The organism is Mycobacterium asiaticum DSM 44297 (assembly GCF_000613245.1).
Taxonomy (GTDB): Bacteria; Actinomycetota; Actinomycetes; order Mycobacteriales; family Mycobacteriaceae; genus Mycobacterium; species Mycobacterium asiaticum.
The window spans coordinates 553055-570311 of the sequence record NZ_HG964936.1 but is presented as its reverse complement, the minus strand read 5'-3'; the positions used below and the strand labels follow the sequence as shown (position 1 = coordinate 570311).

11 protein-coding genes are annotated in these 17257 nt (G+C 66.4%); 3 read left to right on the top strand and 8 right to left on the bottom strand.

What is annotated here, in order from left to right:
• Window positions 1–35 precede the first annotated feature (35 nt).
• Window positions 36–788, bottom strand: coding sequence for a deoxyribonuclease IV (locus BN972_RS02700; protein WP_036352593.1), 753 nt, complete (start codon window positions 786–788; stop codon window positions 36–38).
• Window positions 789–859: 71 nt separating this feature from the next.
• Here BN972_RS02700 and BN972_RS02695 point away from each other — a divergent pair, with 71 nt between their 5' ends.
• Entirely contained in the window at window positions 860–2767 is a 1908-nt protein-coding gene (locus BN972_RS02695; protein ID WP_261785862.1) for a neutral ceramidase, read from the top strand.
• A gap of 69 nt (window positions 2768–2836) precedes the next feature.
• On the opposite strand, the gene BN972_RS02690 is transcribed toward BN972_RS02695, so the two are convergent.
• The 4 genes from BN972_RS02690 to BN972_RS02675 all read right to left on the bottom strand — a co-directional run bounded on the left by BN972_RS02690 (window position 2837) and on the right by BN972_RS02675 (window position 13535).
• Window positions 2837–6787 carry a DNA-directed RNA polymerase subunit beta' gene (locus BN972_RS02690; RefSeq protein ID WP_036352589.1) on the bottom strand — a complete coding sequence of 1317 codons (3951 nt, stop codon included), beginning with the start codon at window positions 6785–6787 and terminating at the stop codon, window positions 2837–2839.
• A 67-nt stretch (window positions 6788–6854) separates the two neighbouring features.
• Window positions 6855–10340 (bottom strand): DNA-directed RNA polymerase subunit beta, encoded by a 3486-nt coding sequence (gene rpoB, locus BN972_RS02685; RefSeq protein ID WP_051544984.1) that lies wholly within the window; start codon window positions 10338–10340, stop codon window positions 6855–6857.
• A gap of 544 nt (window positions 10341–10884) precedes the next feature.
• Window positions 10885–11889, bottom strand: coding sequence for an ABC transporter ATP-binding protein (locus BN972_RS02680; protein ID WP_036352586.1), 1005 nt, complete (start codon window positions 11887–11889; stop codon window positions 10885–10887).
• A 131-nt stretch (window positions 11890–12020) separates the two neighbouring features.
• Window positions 12021–13535 carry a carotenoid oxygenase family protein gene (locus BN972_RS02675; RefSeq protein WP_036352583.1) on the bottom strand — a complete coding sequence of 505 codons (1515 nt, stop codon included), beginning with the start codon at window positions 13533–13535 and terminating at the stop codon, window positions 12021–12023.
• A 61-nt stretch (window positions 13536–13596) separates the two neighbouring features.
• On the opposite strand from BN972_RS02675, the gene BN972_RS02670 reads away from it, so the two are divergent.
• Window positions 13597–14280: a TetR/AcrR family transcriptional regulator gene (locus BN972_RS02670; RefSeq protein ID WP_099050980.1), complete on the top strand. Its 684-nt coding sequence runs from the start codon at window positions 13597–13599 to the stop codon at window positions 14278–14280.
• A 76-nt stretch (window positions 14281–14356) separates the two neighbouring features.
• Here BN972_RS02670 and rplL read toward each other — a convergent pair whose 3' ends face one another.
• Both rplL and rplJ read right to left on the bottom strand, forming a co-directional pair.
• Entirely contained in the window at window positions 14357–14749 is a 393-nt protein-coding gene (gene rplL, locus BN972_RS02665) for a 50S ribosomal protein L7/L12 (protein WP_036352578.1), read from the bottom strand.
• Between the two features lie 39 nt (window positions 14750–14788).
• Window positions 14789–15358 carry a 50S ribosomal protein L10 gene (gene rplJ / locus BN972_RS02660; RefSeq protein WP_036352575.1) on the bottom strand — a complete coding sequence of 190 codons (570 nt, stop codon included), beginning with the start codon at window positions 15356–15358 and terminating at the stop codon, window positions 14789–14791.
• A gap of 343 nt (window positions 15359–15701) precedes the next feature.
• Here rplJ and BN972_RS02655 point away from each other — a divergent pair, with 343 nt between their 5' ends.
• Window positions 15702–16955 (top strand): PE family protein, encoded by a 1254-nt coding sequence (locus BN972_RS02655; protein ID WP_036352572.1) that lies wholly within the window; start codon window positions 15702–15704, stop codon window positions 16953–16955.
• Window positions 16956–16962: 7 nt separating this feature from the next.
• Here BN972_RS02655 and BN972_RS30105 read toward each other — a convergent pair.
• A partial coding sequence (locus tag BN972_RS30105) for an ROK family protein (protein WP_036352569.1) occupies window positions 16963–17257 on the bottom strand: 295 nt, incomplete at its 5' end.

The following is a 17257-nucleotide window of genomic DNA, read 5'->3' as shown; positions in this document are numbered from 1 at the left end:
AACCGCACAAGAGGATGTAATGGCCGCGAGGGCGATTAGCCGGTGTGCTCGCGCAGGAAGGCAATGTCGTCCTTGCGGCCCTCGTCGGCGGTCTCGCAGATCACCGGCGCGTCGGCGGCGGTTACGACGGCGACCAACAGTTCCGGGTCGATCTGGCCGGTGCCGAAATTGGCGTGCCGGTCGGCGCCCGACCCGGCCGCGTCCCGAGAGTCGTTGCAGTGCACCAGGTCGATGCGACCGGTCAACGCCTTGATCCGCTCGACGGCGTCGACCAACGCCTCACCCGCCGCCCATGCATGGCAGGTGTCCAGACAAAAGCCGATGCCAGTGTCACCGATGTGGTCCCACAGCCGGCCGATGGTGTCGAAGTAGCGGGCCATCGCGTGGTCCCCGCCCGCGGTGTTCTCCAGATAAACCTGCACATCGGTTTCCAGGTACTTCAACGCCTTCACCCACCGGTCGAAACCGGCTTCCATGTCGTTGTCGTCCGCGTGGCCACCGTGCACGATCACCGCCGTCGCATCGATTTCGGCGGCCGCGTCGCAGGTGTCCTGCAAAATCTTGCGCGACGGGATCCGGATGCGGTTGTTGGCCGAGGCCACATTGATCAGATAGGGCGCATGTACGTACAGCGGGATGCTGGACGCCTTCAGCGTCTCGGCGTCGTCGCGCGGCTTGGGCTTTTTCCAGCTTTGCGGGTTACCCAGGAAAAACTGCACCGCGTCGGCACCGTCCGCGGCGGCCGCGGCCAGGGGATCGTCTCCACGAACATGCGAACCAATAAGCACTTGGCCAGTTTAGTGATGCGCATAGGGTGTGAGTCCGTAGCCAACAGGATGGAGGACGGGCGATGGTGTCTGTGGGCCTTTCAGTAGGACGGGGCATCGCTGACATCACCGGAGAGGCCACGGAATGCGGCATGCTCGGCTACGGCAAGACCGAGCAGCGCACCGCCGGCATCCACCTTCGGTTGCGATCGCGCGCGTTCGTCTTCGACGACGGGAAGTCGCGGCTGCTGCTGGTGGTCGCCGAGCTGCCGCTGCCCATGCAGAACGTCACCGACGAGGTGCTGCGCCGGTTGTCCGCGTCGTACGGCAGCACCTATACCGCTCAAAACACCATCATCACGACCACGCACACCCACTCGGGGCCGGGCGGCTATTGCGGGCACCTGCTCTACAACCTGTCGACGAGCGGGTTCCGGCCCGCGACGTTCGGGGCGATCGTCGACGGGATCGTCGAGTCGGTGCGATACGCGCACGACGACGTCGCGCCCGCCGATGTGACGTTGTCGCACGGCGAGCTACGCGACGCCAGCATCAACCGGTCGCCGTCGTCGTTCGACCGGAACCCCGTGCACGACAGAGATTTCTTCCCCGGCCGCATCGATCCCCTCACCACACTGGTGCGCATCGATCGCGACGACCGCACCGTGGGCGCGGTCCACTTCTTCGCCACACACGGCACGAGCATGACCAACCGCAATGTCCTGGTGTCCAGTGACAACAAGGGCTTCGCGGCCTACCACTGGGAACGCACGGTCGGCGCGGCCGACTACCTCGACGGACAGCCCGACCTCATCGCCGCGTTCGCACAGACCAATCCGGGTGACATGAGCCCCCATGTCGACGGACCCATCGCCTACGGCCCATCGACGGTGGCCGACGAGCTGGCGAACACCCAGCGCATCGGGATGTGCCAGTTCCAGGACGCCTTCTCGCAATTGGACAACGGCACACCGATCGGCACCGGCGTGGACTCGCGATTCACCTACGTCGACCTGGGCGCGGTGCGGGTGCGCGGCGAATACACCCCCGACGGGCAGGAGCACTACACAGGACGTGCGCAGATCGCCGCCGCCACGATGGCGGGCACCGACGAGGGCGAGGGTTTCCGCGGCTTCCGGCAAGGGCGGAACCCGTTCTGGGACAAGCTTTCCGGCGGAATCTACCGGTTGTCGGAGCGAATGCGGGCGGCACACGCCCCGAAAGGCATCGTGGTGCCCGCTCACCTGGTCAACCGGCTCCAGCCATTCGTGCAGGAGATCGTGCCGGTACATCTGGTGCGGATCGGCCGGCTTTATCTGATCGGTATCCCCGGCGAGCCAACGATCGTCTCGGGACTCCGACTGCGTCGCACGGTGGCCTCGATCGTCGGCGCCGAGCTCAATGACGTGCTGTGCGTGGGTTATTGCAACGCCTACATCCACTACGTGACCACGCCCGAGGAATATCTGGAACAACGCTACGAGGGTGGGAGCACCTTGTTCGGCCGCTGGGAGCTGCCGGCGTTGATGCAGACGGTGGCCGGGCTGGCCGAAGCGATGCGCGACGGTCGCCCAATTGATCCCGGACCCGGGCCCAAGCCCCACAAGCCCCGCAGCTGGTTACGCGACGTTCGCGCCGACACCGGCTCATTCGGCTCGATCCTGGCCGAGCCGACCGGTACCTGCCGGCGCGGCACAACCGCCGAAGCGGTATTCGTCAGCGCCCACCCCAACAACGACCTGCACCGCAACCGAACCTACGTCGAGGTGCTTCGCCTCGACGGTGACCAGTGGGTGCGGGTGGCCGATGACGGGGACTGGTGCACGACGTTCCGGTGGCAGCGCGACGGCCGCAGCGGGTCGCGAGTCAGGATCACCTGGGACATCCCGACGGATGCTGCGCCGGGAACGTATCGCATTGTGCACCACGGCATGGCGCGCGACAGTCACCGTCGGCTGCAGCCGTTCCTGGCGACGACCCACGAATTCACGGTCGCCTAGGTTGCGCGAGCAGACCGCAAAAGCCCCCGACACGCGTTGCGTGCGGGGGCTTTTGCGCGGACGCGCTATCTAGCGATAGTCGCTGTACCCGTAGTCGTCCAGCGGAACGGCAGCACCGGTGGCCTGACCGAAGTCCGGGCTGTAGTACTGGTCCTCGTACGACGGGATGGTGTACGCCGCGGCGCGGGCCTCTTCGGTCGGCTGAACCTGGATGTTGCGGTACCGGTTGATACCGGTACCGGCCGGGATCAGCTTTCCGATGATCACGTTCTCCTTCAGACCATTGAGTTTGTCGCTGCGGCAGTTGATCGCCGCATCGGTCAAGACCCGCGTGGTCTCCTGGAACGACGCCGCACTCAGCCACGAGTCGGTGGCCAGCGACGCCTTCGTGATACCCATCAGCACCGGACGACCGGCGGCGGGCTCGCCGCCCTCGGCCACCACCCGACGGTTCTCCGCCTCGAACTCCGCACGGTCGATCAGTGAACCGGGCAGGAACTCCGTCGCGCCCGAATCGATGATCGTGACGCGGCGCAGCATCTGGCGGACGATGACCTCGATGTGCTTGTCGTGGATCGACACACCCTGGGCGCGGTAGACCTCCTGGACCTCGCGGACCAGGTGGATCTGCACCTCGCGCGGGCCCTGCACACGCAGCACCTCGTGCGGGTCGGCCGAGCCTTCCATCAGCTGCTGGCCCACCTCCACGTGGTCGCCGTCGGAGAGCACCCGCTCGGAGCCGTCCTCGTGCTTGAACACCCGCAGGCGCTGACGCTTGGACAGCTTGTCGTAGACCACTTCTTCGCCACCGTCGTCGGGGACGATGGTGATCTTGTAGAAGCGCTCGCCGTCCTCGAGACGGACCCGGCCAGTCACATCGGCGATCGGGGCCTTGCCGCGCGGCACGCGGGCCTCGAACAGCTCCTGGACACGCGGCAGACCGCCGGTGATGTCCTCACCCACACCACCCTGGTGGAAGGTACGCATGGTCAGCTGCGTGCCCGGCTCACCGATGGACTGGGCGGCGACGATACCCACGGCCTCGCCGATGTCGACCAACTTGCCGGTGGCCATCGAGCGTCCGTAGCAGGTGGCGCACACGCCGGTGCCGGTGGTGCAGGTCAGCACCGAACGCACCTTGACCGACGTGATGCCGGCCGCCAGCAGGGCGTCGATCTCCGGGTCACCCAGATCCTCGCCGCGCGCGACGACGACGTTGCCTGCCTCGTCGACCGCGTCGGTGCCCAAAGTCCGTGCGTACGCCGAGGTTTCGATGTACGGGTCACGGATCAGCGTGCCGTCCGGCTGACGCTCGGCCAGTTCGACGACGATGCCGCGCTCGGTCTGGCAGTCGTGCTCGCGCACGATGACGTCCTGAGAGACGTCCACCAGACGACGGGTCAGGTAGCCGGAGTCGGCGGTACGCAACGCGGTGTCCGCCAGACCCTTTCGAGCACCGTGGGTGTTGATGAAGTACTCCAGCACGGTCAGGCCCTCACGGAAGGAGGACTTGACCGGACGCGGGATGAACTCACCCTTCGGGTTGGTCACCAGGCCCTTCATGCCGGCCAGCGTTCGAGTCTGCGTGAAGTTACCCGTGGCGCCCGAGTCGACGATTGTGATGATCGGGTTGTCCGACGGGTAGTGCTCGCGGAGCGCCTGACCGACCTCGTCGGTGGCTTCCTTCCAGATCTCAACCAGTGCCTCGTTGCGCTCGTCATGGTTCAATGCGCCACGCTGGAACTGCTTTTCGACCTTCTCCGCACGCTCCTCGTAGTGGTCGAGGATCTCCTTCTTACGCGGTGGAACCAGCACGTCGGCCATCGAGACCGTCACGCCGCTCCGAGTCGCCCAGTAGAAGCCGGCGTCCTTGAGCTTGTCGACGGTCTGTGCGACGACGATCATCGGGTAGCGCTCGGCCAGGTCGTTGATGATCGAAGCCTGCACCTTCTTGTGCATCTGCTTGTTCACGAACGGGTAGCCCAGCGGCAGCAGCTCGTTGAACAGCACCCGGCCCAGCGTGGTCTCGGCCACCCAGGCATCGCCCGGCTGCCAACCGTTGGCGCCGAACAGCTCGGCTTCCACCTCGGCCGGCGGCCGCAGCTGGGTCAGCCGCACCTTGATCTTGGCGCGCACCGAAAGCACCCCGCGGTCGGCTGCCATGATGGCCTCGGCCGGCGAGGAGTACACACCAACCTCGGGCTGGTCGGCGGCGGCCGGCTGGTATTCGCCCTTGTCCCCCGCCACCTCGGTGGTCAGGAAGTACAGGCCGGTCACCATGTCCAGTCGAGGCATGGCCAGCGGGCGGCCAGAGGCCGGCGACAGGATGTTGTTACTCGACAGCATCAGGATGCGGGCCTCGGCCTGCGCCTCCGCGGACAGCGGCAGGTGCACGGCCATCTGGTCACCGTCGAAGTCGGCGTTGAACGCCTCACACACCAACGGGTGCAGCTGAATTGCCTTGCCTTCCACCAGCATCGGCTCGAAGGCCTGGATGCCCAACCGGTGCAGGGTGGGTGCGCGGTTCAGCAACACCGGGTGCTCGGAAATGACCTCTTCGAGGACGTCCCACACCTGCGGGCGCTGGCGCTCCACCATCCGCTTGGCGCTCTTGATGTTCTGCGCGTGGTTGAGGTCGACGAGTCGCTTCATCACGAACGGCTTGAACAGCTCCAGCGCCATCAGCTTGGGCAGACCACACTGGTGCAGCTTGAGCTGCGGGCCGACCACGATCACCGAACGGCCCGAGTAGTCGACACGCTTACCGAGCAGGTTCTGGCGGAACCGGCCCTGCTTGCCCTTGAGTAGATCGGACAGCGACTTCAGCGGGCGGTTACCCGGCCCGGTGACCGGACGTCCGCGGCGGCCGTTGTCGAACAGCGCGTCCACCGACTCCTGCAGCATCCGCTTCTCGTTGTTGACGATGATCTCGGGCGCGCCGAGATCGATCAGCCTCTTGAGCCGGTTGTTGCGGTTGATCACGCGGCGGTACAGGTCGTTGAGGTCCGAGGTGGCGAACCGGCCACCGTCGAGCTGCACCATCGGACGCAGTTCCGGCGGGATGACCGGCACCGCGTCGAGCACCATGCCCATCGGGGAGTTACCGGACTGCTGGAAAGCGGCGACCACCTTCAGGCGCTTGAGCGCGCGAAGTTTCTTCTGCCCCTTGCCACTTCGGATGACCTCACGCAGGTTCTCGGCCTCGGCGTCGATGTCGAAGTTCTCGATCAGCTTCTGAATCGACTCCGCACCCATGGCGCCGGTGAAGTACTCCCCGTAGCGGTCCTGCAGCTCGCGGTAGAGGTTCTCGTCCACGATCAGCTGCTTGGGTGCCAGCTTGGTGAAGGTGTTCCAGATGTCCTCGAGCCGGTCGAGCTCGCGCTGCGCGCGGTCGCGCAGCTGGCGCATCTCCCGCTCGCCGCCGTCGCGCACCTTGCGCTTGGCGTCGGCCTTGGCGCCCTCGGCCTCCAGCTCAGCCAGGTCGGCCTCGAGCTTCTGCGCGCGGGCTTCCAGGTCGGCGTCACGCTGGTCCTCGACGGCCTTGCGCTCCACCACCATCTCGGCTTCCAGCGTGGACAGCTCGTTGTGGCGCATCTCTTCGTCGACCGCGGTGATCACGTACGCGGCGAAGTAGATGATCTTCTCGAGATCCTTCGGCGCCAGGTCCAGCAGGTAGCCCAGACGCGACGGCACACCCTTGAAGTACCAGATGTGGGTGACCGGAGCGGCCAGCTCGATGTGACCCATCCGCTCACGACGCACCTTGGCGCGAGTCACCTCGACACCGCAGCGCTCACAGATGATGCCCTTGAAGCGCACGCGCTTGTACTTGCCGCAGTAGCACTCCCAGTCGCGAGTCGGTCCGAAGATCTTCTCGCAGAACAGGCCGTCCTTCTCCGGCTTGAGCGTGCGGTAGTTGATGGTCTCCGGCTTCTTGACCTCGCCGTAGGACCACTGACGGATGTCCTCCGCGGTAGCCAGGCCGATGCGGAGTTCATCGAAGAAGTTGACGTCTAGCACGTAACTCCCTTTCCCCTTGCGGGTTTAGTAACTACTTAAAACTGGGTTTCCCTAACGGACCGAAAGATCAGGCAAGATCCTCGACGGAAGCGGATTCGTTGCGCGACAGGTTGATTCCCAAGTTGGCCGCGGCCCGCTCGAGGTCTTCGTCCTCGCCCTCGCGGAGCTCGATCGCCGCACCGTCACTCGAGAGGACCTCGACGTTGAGGCACAACGACTGCAGCTCCTTGAGCAGCACCTTGAACGACTCCGGGATGCCCGGCTCGGGGATGTTCTCGCCCTTGACGATCGCCTCGTAGACCTTGACCCGTCCGACGGTGTCGTCGGACTTGATGGTCAAGAGCTCCTGCAGCGTGTACGCGGCGCCGTAGGCCTGCATGGCCCAGCACTCCATCTCACCGAACCGCTGACCACCGAACTGCGCCTTACCGCCCAGCGGCTGCTGGGTGATCATCGAGTACGGGCCGGTGGAGCGGGCGTGGATCTTGTCGTCCACCAGGTGGTGCAGCTTCATGATGTACATGTAGCCAACGGTCACCGGGTACGGGAACGGCTCACCGCTGCGCCCGTCGAACAGCACCGCCTTGCCGTCGGCGTCGACCAGCACGTCGCCGTCGCGGTTGGGCAGCGTCGAGCCGAGCAGACCCTGCAGCTCCTCCTCCTTGGCACCGTCGAACACTGGCGTCGAGACGATCTGGTTCGGCTGGGCGTGCCGCAGGTCCTCGGGCAGGTTGGTCGCCCACTCGGGAGTGCCCTCGATGTTCCAGCCGGCCTTGGCCACCCACCCCAGGTGGGTCTCCAAGATCTGGCCGATGTTCATCCGTCGCGGTACACCGTGGGTGTTCAGGATGATGTCCACCGGAGTGCCGTCCGGCAGGAACGGCATGTCCTCCACCGGCAGGATCTTGCCGATGACGCCCTTGTTACCGTGCCGGCCGGCGAGCTTGTCGCCGTCGGAGATCTTGCGCTTCTGGGCCACGTACACGCGGACCAGCTCGTTGACGCCGGCGGGCAGCTCGTCGTCGTCCTCACGAGAGAACACCCGGATGCCGATGACCTTGCCGGATTCGCCGTGCGGCACCTTCAAGGAGGTGTCACGGACCTCGCGGGCCTTCTCACCGAAGATCGCGCGCAGCAGCCGCTCTTCCGGGGTCAGCTCGGTTTCACCCTTGGGGGTGACCTTGCCGACCAGGATGTCGCCGTCGCGGACCTCGGCGCCGATGCGCACGATGCCGCGCTCGTCCAGGTCCGCCAGCACCTCGTCGGAGACGTTCGGGATGTCCCGGGTGATCTCCTCGGCGCCCAGCTTGGTGTCGCGGGCGTCGATCTCGTGCTCCTCGATGTGGATCGAGGTCAGCACGTCCTCCTCGACGAGGCGGTTGGACAGGATGATGGCGTCCTCGTAGTTGTGGCCCTCCCACGGCATGACCGCCACCAGCAGGTTCTTGCCCAGGGCCATCTCACCGTTCTCGGTGCACGGGCCGTCGGCAATCACCTGGCCGGCTTCCACCCGGTCCCCCGCGTCCACGATCGGCGACTGGTTGGCGCAGGTGCCGTGGTTGGAGCGGGCGAACTTGCGCATCCGGTAGGTGCGCCGGGTGCCGGCGTCGTGCATGACGGTGATGTAGTCGGCCGACACCTCCTCGATCACCCCGGCCTCCTCGGCGACGACGACGTCGCCGGCGTCGATGGCAGCACGCAGCTCCATGCCGGTACCCACCAGCGGCGCCTCGCTGCGCACCAGCGGAACCGCCTGGCGCTGCATGTTGGCGCCCATCAGGGCACGGTTGGCGTCGTCGTGCTCGAGGAACGGAATCATCGCGGTGGCCACCGACACCATCTGGCGCGGGGACACGTCCATGTAGTCCACCTCGGACGAGGGCACGTACTCGACCTCGCCCGCCTTCCGGCGGACCAGCACGCGCGGCTCGACGAACCGGCCGTTGGCGTCAATCGGCGAGTTGGCCTGCGCCACGACGTGGCGGTCCTCCTCGTCGGCGGTCAGGTAGTGGATCTCGTCAGAAACAACCCCGTCCACAACCTTCCGGTAAGGCGTCTCGATGAAGCCGAACGGGTTGACCCGGGCGTACACCGACAGCGACCCGATCAGACCGATGTTCGGTCCTTCGGGGGTCTCGATCGGGCACATCCGGCCGTAGTGCGAGGGGTGCACGTCACGCACTTCCAGGCCGGCACGCTCACGGGACAGACCGCCGGGGCCCAGCGCCGACAGGCGGCGCTTGTGGGTCAGACCCGAAAGCGGGTTGTTCTGGTCCATGAACTGCGAGAGCTGGCTGGTGCCGAAGAACTCCTTGATCGCGGCAACGACCGGCCGGATGTTGATCAGGGTCTGCGGCGTGATCGCCTCGACGTCCTGAGTGGTCATCCGCTCGCGGACGACGCGCTCCATCCGGGACATGCCGACCCGGATCTGGTTCTGGATCAACTCGCCCACGGTGCGCAACCGGCGGTTGCCGAAGTGGTCGATGTCGTCGGTCTCCACCGGCACCTCGGAGCCGCCGGGCACCGTCATCGTGTGCTGACCCTCGTGCAGACGGACCAGGTACTCGATGGTGGCGACGACGTCTTCCTCGGTCAGCGTCGAGCTCGTGATCGGTTCGCCGGCGTGCAGGCCGAGCTTCTTGTTGACCTTGTAGCGGCCGACGCGAGCCAGGTCGTAGCGCTTCTCCTTGAAGAACAGGTTCTCCAGTAGGGTCTGCGCCGACTCCTTGGTCGGCGGTTCGCCCGGACGCAGCTTGCGGTAGATGTCCAGCAGCGCCTCGTCGGTGCCCGCGGTGTTGTCCTTCTCCAGCGTGCCCATCATGATCTCGGAGAAGCCGAATCGCTCGTGGATCTGCTCGTTAGTCCAGCCGAGGGCCTTGAGCAGCACGGTCACGGGCTGGCGGCGCTTGCGGTCGATGCGCACACCCACGGTGTCGCGCTTGTCGACGTCGAACTCCAGCCAAGCGCCGCGGCTCGGGATCACCTTGACGCTGTGCAGCAGCTTCTCGGTGGACTTGTCGATGGTCTCGTCGAAGTACACACCGGGCGACCGCACCAGCTGGCTGACCACCACACGCTCGGTGCCGTTGATGATGAAGGTGCCCTTCTCCGTCATCATCGGGAAGTCACCCATGAACACCGTCTGGCTCTTGATCTCGCCGGTGTTGTTGTTGATGAACTCGGCCGTGACGAACAGCGGCGCCGCGTACGTCATGTCCTTGTCTTTGCACTCGTCGACCGGCGCCTTGACCTCGTCGAAGCGCGGGTCGGAGAAAGACAGCGACATCGAGCCGGAAAAGTCCTCGATCGGCGACAGCTCGTCGAGTACCTCTTCGAGGCCGCCCTTGGGGTTGACCTCGCCACGCTCGATCGCGCGGTCGCGCCAGTCCTGCGAGCCGATCAGCCATTCGAAGGAATCGGTCTGAACGTCAAGCAGCCCCGGAACCTCGAGCGGTTCACGGAGCTTGGCGAAGGACACCCGGTTCGGCGCCCCAGGTACGGAGTTGTTTGAGCTCTGGCGGAAATCGGCCAAGATGCGTCCTTCCAGCACCTCGTGCGACTATGAGAGCCCTTGCGATGTGGCCTTGCCCGCTAAGGGAAGTGGCCTTGCCCGCCGAGGGTCTGTTCGCCGCAGATAATTGTGTCGGTTCGGCTGGCGGACGAACTGTCCGGGTCTCACGCACGCAACCGAATAGCTGAGCCGCAAAAGGGGCTCAGGCTAAGACCACGGTGTCAGTGGCGGGTGAGGTGGGCAGGAAGTAGCCAGCGCAACGTCCAACAATAGCGCAGGACGGCGCATTCCTCAAATACCCACACAAATCAGCGGTCATAGCTGTCCGCGGGAAGTGGCGCTGGCTGGCACCTCAGATTGCCTTGGACAGGTACGACACATGCTGCCCAACAGATTGGCCCGTTTGGGCCTCGTCGTCAAGGGGGGCATGCGGCAAGTTGTGGGAAGTTAACGGGAAACTTTCACGTCGAGCCAGCGCAGACCGGCGGCCACGACCGACCGCAGGCGTGCAGCAGCCGTTCAGAATCCCGGCAAGCGAAAATCGAGCGCGAGGCCGCTATGCGGCCCGATATCAACCCCGAGATCAGTAGTCGTGCGACTGGTACTTGTGGGTGCCCTCAAGGTCGTCGAGGATCGCGGCCTGGGCGTTCTTGGGCAGGGTGTGCAGCATCGCACGTACCCGGGCCTGACGGCGGGCGACGGCCTTGCGCTCGGGCATGCCGGGCGTGGCCTGAATCTGCGGCGGCACGCCCTCGATGTCCTCCACACCGCCGGCGTGCTGGCCGGCGTCGACCATGGCCTGCTCCTCGGCCATGGTGGCTTCGTCCTTCTCCTCGGACATACCGATCGGGCCGATACGGCGGCCGTTGAGGAACTGGCGGACCACCGGCTCGTCGCTGGTCAGCAGCACTTCGCGCGGCCCGAACATGACCAGGTGCTTACGGAACAACATGCCCATGTTGTCCGGCACGGTGCGGGCGATGTTGATGTTGTGCGTAACGATCAGGATGGTCGCGTCGATCTGCGCGTTGATGTCCATGATCAGCTGGCTCAGGTAGGCCGTACGCACCGGGTCCAGACCGGAGTCCGGCTCGTCGCAGAGGATGATCTGCGGGTCCAACACCAGGGCGCGGGCCAGGCCGGCACGCTTGCGCATACCACCGGAGATCTCACCGGGGAACTTCTTCTCGTCGCCGCCGAGACCCACCATTTCCAGCTTCTCCATGACGATGTCACGGATCTCGCTTTCCTTTTTCTTGGTGTGCTCGCGCAGCGGGAACGCGGTGTTGTCGTAAAGGTTCATCGAGCCGAACAGCGCGCCGTCCTGGAACAGCACGCCGAACAGGGTGCGGATCTCGTACAGCTCCTTGGCGGAGCACTCGATGATGTCGGTGCCGTCGATGATGATCGAGCCGCGCTCGGGCCGCAGCAGACCGATGAGGGACTTGAGGAACACCGACTTGCCGGTACCTGACGGCCCAAGCAGCACGCTGACCTCCCCGGAGGGGATCTCGAGCGTGACGTCTTCCCAGATCCTCGAGGATCCGAAGGACTTCGTGAGTCCGTTGACCTCGATGCTGACGCCCATGGGAGATCCCTTCCGTCGACGCGCGAACTCGCCACCAGGCCTTCTGTGGCTTGAGTCACTGTAGCGCACGCCAACGGCGCGGCATCAGGGTTGGGAAGATAACAATCCTGGGCGCGATTGTGTTCCGCGACCTACTGTGCGGGAGCCCAGTTGCCGTGAAAACCCATCGGCACCCGTTGCGGCAGATGCACGGTCGCGACCGTCTCCAGCGTCTGGGCGTCCAGCAGCACCAACTGGCCCTCGTCGCGGCCGCGGTGCGTGCCCAGACCCATCAGAATCCCGTCGTCCTCGGCCTGTTTTGCGGGATCGGCACTGGGGTTGGGCACAAAGGACATCTCGCCGATCAAAAGTTCGGGATCCAGGGCCGCCACGGTGCTGGATCCGGTGGCGTAGTCGTGCTTGTAGACCGTGGTGAACATCTCGTGGAGCCCGGCGGACAGGTAACCGCCGTCGAAGCCGAGGGTGTAGCCGTACCGGTGCCGGGCACCGGTCAGGGTCTCGTTGATCCGGGGGAACTCTTGCGAGCGGTCGTCGCGGCATTCGGTTTTCACCGCACCCGTGCTCAAGTTGATGGTCCAGCGATCGAGGGTCGGCCGGCTCTCGCCGGGACCGCGCAGGTCGCGTTCGAACATGCGCGAGTAGCGCACCACGTCCAGGATCAGTACCTCGGCGCCGTCCCGCGTCTCGGTGTAGGCGTTGAGCGGGTGGAAGACGTAGCAGGGTTCGATGTCGAACCAGCGCACGTCCTGGTTGTCGCCGTCGCGGGGCAGGACGCCGATGCGCGCGGGGTAGTCGGCGTCCCATCGATACGGCATCCGGTGCATCGGCTGCTGGTTGCGGTTGAGCATCGTGGTGATCGGGCCGGGGACGCGGACGCGGCCCAGCACCGACTGCAGCACCAGCCGGGCCGCCGCGCTCAGCCGTCGCGGCACGGCCACGGGCATGATCTGCAGGGCGTCGAAGGTCACCGGCAGGTCGTAGATGACCACGTACTTGTCGGTGAGGGAGAAGTCGTGCATCATCGGCGACCCGCTCACCTCGATGTCCACTGTCCGGCGCGCCCGTCCTTGCGTGTCGATCACCGAGTACTGCACCGTGCGGCCGCGGGTGAAGGCGTAGGACAGGGCGTGCAGCTCCCCGGTGGCCGGGTCGCGGTGTGGGTGCGCGGTGTAACCGCCGAACAGGGTGCCGTCGAAGTCGCAGGGGCCAACGGTGTCCAGGTCTTCGGTGAGCTCGTAGTTGGCGCCCCCGCCTTCGACCAGCGCCAGGGTCCGTCCGGCGTGGGTCAGGGCGTTGGTGTTGGGACCGACGGACAACATGCCCACGCGGGGGTTCAGGCCGGTCGCGGCCGGCTCACCGAGGGCGGCCCGGACCGACGGAGTCCGGACCCATCGATTGCGGTACCACTTGGCCCGGCCGGCATCGAGCGCGACGCCGTGCACCATGGCGTCGCCGCTGAACCAGTGGTAAATGGCGGGGTCGACCTCGGAGACCGGGTTCGGGCCGTTGCGGAGATAGCGTCCGGTCAGGTGCTCGGGGATGCGCCCGGTGACCTTGAGATCGGTCGCGGTCACCTCGGCGCGCACCGGCGCCAGGAAGCCGTCCAGGTAGGGATTCTTTACTTCGAGAGATTGTACGGCGGTCACCCTGAGCTCCTATAACATTGTTATTTCAGCGTTATTGGCACCGTACGCCCTCGATGAGAAGATGGCAAGGATGACTGCTTCCCAAACTCAGCGCAGCGTGCGCGACGAGCTGCTGCAGGCTGCAGTGGGGCTGCTCAACGAGCACGGGCCCGATGCGCTGCAAACCCGCAAGGTGGCCGGCGCGGCGGGAACGTCGACGATGGCCGTGTACACCCACTTCGGCGGGATGCGTGAACTGATAGCCGCGGTCGCCGAGGAGGGGCTGCGGCAGTTCGACGCCGCGCTCACGGTGAATCCGACCGACGATCCGGTGGCCGACCTGATGGCCGTCGGCGCCGCCTACCGACGATTCGCCATCGAGCGGCCCCACATGTACCGGCTGATGTTCGGCAGCACCAGCGCCCACGGCATCAACGCGCCGGCCGGCAACGTGCTGACGCTGACGCTCGCCGAGATCGAGCAGCACGAACCGAGCTTCGCGCATGTGGTCCGCGCGGTGCACCGGTCGATGCACGAGGGCCGGATCACGACGTGTTCGGCGGACGACGACACCGCCGTGGTCGCGACCGCGGCCCAATTCTGGGCGCTGATCCACGGTTTCGTAATGCTCGAACTGGCCGGGTTCTATGGGGACGACGAATCGGCGGTGCTGGCCGTGCTCGGGGCGATGACGACGAACCTGCTTGTCGCTCTCGGCGATTCGCCCGACCGGATCAGGGAGTCACAGCGCGCCCTACTGCGCTGAGGAGACGCAAAAGCCCCCGAACACGTGGCGTGTCGGGGGCTCTTGCGTCTGCTCGCGCAATGAAGCGCGGCAGGAACTACTTGACGGTGACGCTGGCGCCGGCGGCCTCGAGCTTGGCCTTGGCCTCGTCGGCGGCCTCCTTGGCGACCTTCTCGAGCAGCGGCTTGGGGGCGCTGTCGACCAGGTCCTTGGCCTCCTTGAGGCCCAGGCCGGAGACGATCTCGCGGACGACCTTGATGACGCCGATCTTCTTGTCACCGGCGGCCTCGAGGATGACGTCGAACTCGGACTGCTCCTCGGCAGCCTCGGCTGGCGCACCACCGCCGGCCGGGCCGGCCGCGGCGACGGCGACCGGAGCGGCCGCGGTGACCTCGAAGGTCTCTTCGAACTTCTTCACGAAGTCCGAGAGCTCCAGCAGGGTCATTTCCTTGAATGCGTCGAGCAGCTCGTCGCTGGACAGCTTTGCCATGATTGTGGGTCCTCTCTCGTTACTTGGGTTTTTCTAGAGTTATTCGGCCGGTGCCGGTTCTGCCTCGGCAGCAGCCGGAGCTTCGGTGGGGGCGTCGGAGCCCTTCTTCTCTTGCAGGGCGGCCAGCAACCGGGCCACCTGCGACGCGGGCGCGTTGAACAGCCCGGCCGCCTTGGCGAGGTTGCCCTTCATGGCGCCGGCCAGCTTGGCCAGCAGCACCTCGCGGGATTCCAGGTCGGCGATGCGCTCGACCTCGGCGACGGTCAGTGCGTGACCGTCCATGTAGCCGCCCTTGATGACCAGCGCCTTGTGCTCCTTGGCGAACGTCTTCAGGGCCTTGGCGGCGTCGACCGGCTCACCGTTGACGAACGCGATCGCCGTCGGGCCGGCGAACAGTTCGTCGAGCCCTTCGATGCCGGCTTCGGACGCCGCCCGCTTGATCAGGGTGTTCTTGGCCACCGCGTAAGTGGTCGAGTCTCCCAGCGAACGGCGCAGCTCGGCGAGGTTGGCCACCGACAGACCGCGGTACTCGGTGATGACCGTCGCCGTCGAAGCCTTGAACTGCTCTGCAATGTCTGCAACGGCGGTGGCTTTGTCAGCCCTGGCCATGCCTACCTCCTGATGTCTGGTCTGGCTTCTAGACCCACCTGAAACGACGAACGCCCCGGCGCAGGAATGGGCCGGGGCGGATGAATACCGGCGCGCGCGCCGGCGGCAATGCCTCGTCCTCCTGCGTGGGCCGCCGGGAGTGCTCCCGGACCTTCAACCGATTGCTCGGTGACCGACGGTCTTCGGTGGATCGGCAACCACAATAGCTTGGGCCTGTTCGATCAGCCAAAACGACGGTCGCGTCTAACAGGCCGTTGGCCGCAGAGCTGGATATGCTCAGCTCCTGCCTAGCGGTCGGCGCGACCGATTCCGCCGGGCGAAACAATCCGCGGGGAGGTGTCGGGTGTCGTTTCTGATCGCAGCGCCGGAGACGATGGTCACAGCAGTGTCGGATCTGTCCAGTGTCGGGTCGGCGCTGACGGCGGCCAATGCCGCGGCGGCGGCCCAGACCACTCAGTTGGTGGCTGCGGGCGCCGACGAGGTGTCGGCGGCAATAGCGACGTTCTTCAACTCGACGGGCCAGGCGTACCAGGCACTCGGCGATCAGATCGCGGCCTTTCATCAGGAGTTCGTCCAGGCTCTTGGCGCAGGCGCCAGGTCCTACGCCAATGCCGAGGCCGCGGCGGTATCGCCCCTGCAAGCGTTGCAGCAGGAAATTCTGGACGTCATCAACTTCCCTAGCGTGGCGCTGACCGGACGTCCGCTGATCGGCAACGGCGCCAATGGTCGTCCGGGAACCGGGGAGAACGGTGCACCCGGCGGATGGCTGATCGGCAACGGGGGCAATGGCGGCTCGGCTACCTCGACCACCGGAACCGGCGGGCGCGGCGGTAGCGGCGGCGCTGCGGGACTCTTCGGCAATGGCGGCACAGGAGGCACCGGCGGATATGGGCTGAACGGCGTTGCGACCAGTGGCGGCGCGGGCGGAAACGGTGGCGCCGGTGGCCTGCTGTTCGGGTTGGGCGGAGCCGGTGGCGCCGGGGGCTTGGGCGCGTCGGTGACCGGCGGCGCCGGTGGGGTTGGTGGAACTGGTGGTCTGTTCGGCGCCGCGGGTGTGGGCGGGGTCGGCGGAACCGCCAACGGTGGAGCGACCGCCGGTGCCGGCGGCGCGGGTGGCCACGGCGGACTGTTCACTTCCGGCGGCGCCGGTGGCGCGGGTGGGTTCAGCACCACCGGCCAAGGCGGTGCCGGCGGGGCCGGTGGAGCAGCCGGAATCTTTGGTGACGGCGGTGACGGCGGCACGGGCGGCCAAGGCAGCTCCCGCGGCGGCGACGGCGGACAGGGCGGCAACGGCGGGCTGCTCGCCGGGTTCGGCGGTTCCGGCGGTGACGGAGGCAGCGGCGTCGGCGGCGGTGGCGTCAGCGGCAACGGCGGTGCCGGCGGCACCGCCGGCCTGATCGGCGACGGAGGCAACGGCGGCGCCGGCGGCCACTTCGGCGCTCTCGGTCACGGCGGCAACGGCGGTAACGCCGTGCTGATCGGCAACGGCGGCAACGGCGGCAATGTGGCGACCAATGTGCCCGTCGGCACCCCGGGACTCGGCGGAGTCGGCGGACTACTGCTCGGTTACCAGGGCGCGGACGGCCTGCGCCCCTAGCCCGGGCCTACCCGAAGCCGGCCAACCGGGCCGCGCCGACCAATCCCGCGTCACCGCCCAACCGGGCCGGCTCTACCCGCAGGCCGGCGAGAAAGTCCAGCCGGGCATGGTCGGCCAGCGCCGCCCGCACCGGGTCGAAGAGCAGGTTCCCCGACTTCGCCACACCCCCGCCGATCACTACTAAGTCCAGGTCGCATACCGCCGCCACTGAGGCGATCATCGCGGCCAGCGCTCGCGCCCCGCGCTCGAATGCGCGCAGCGCCAACGCATCTCCCGCCGAAGCCGCGTCGGCCAGCTCCTTG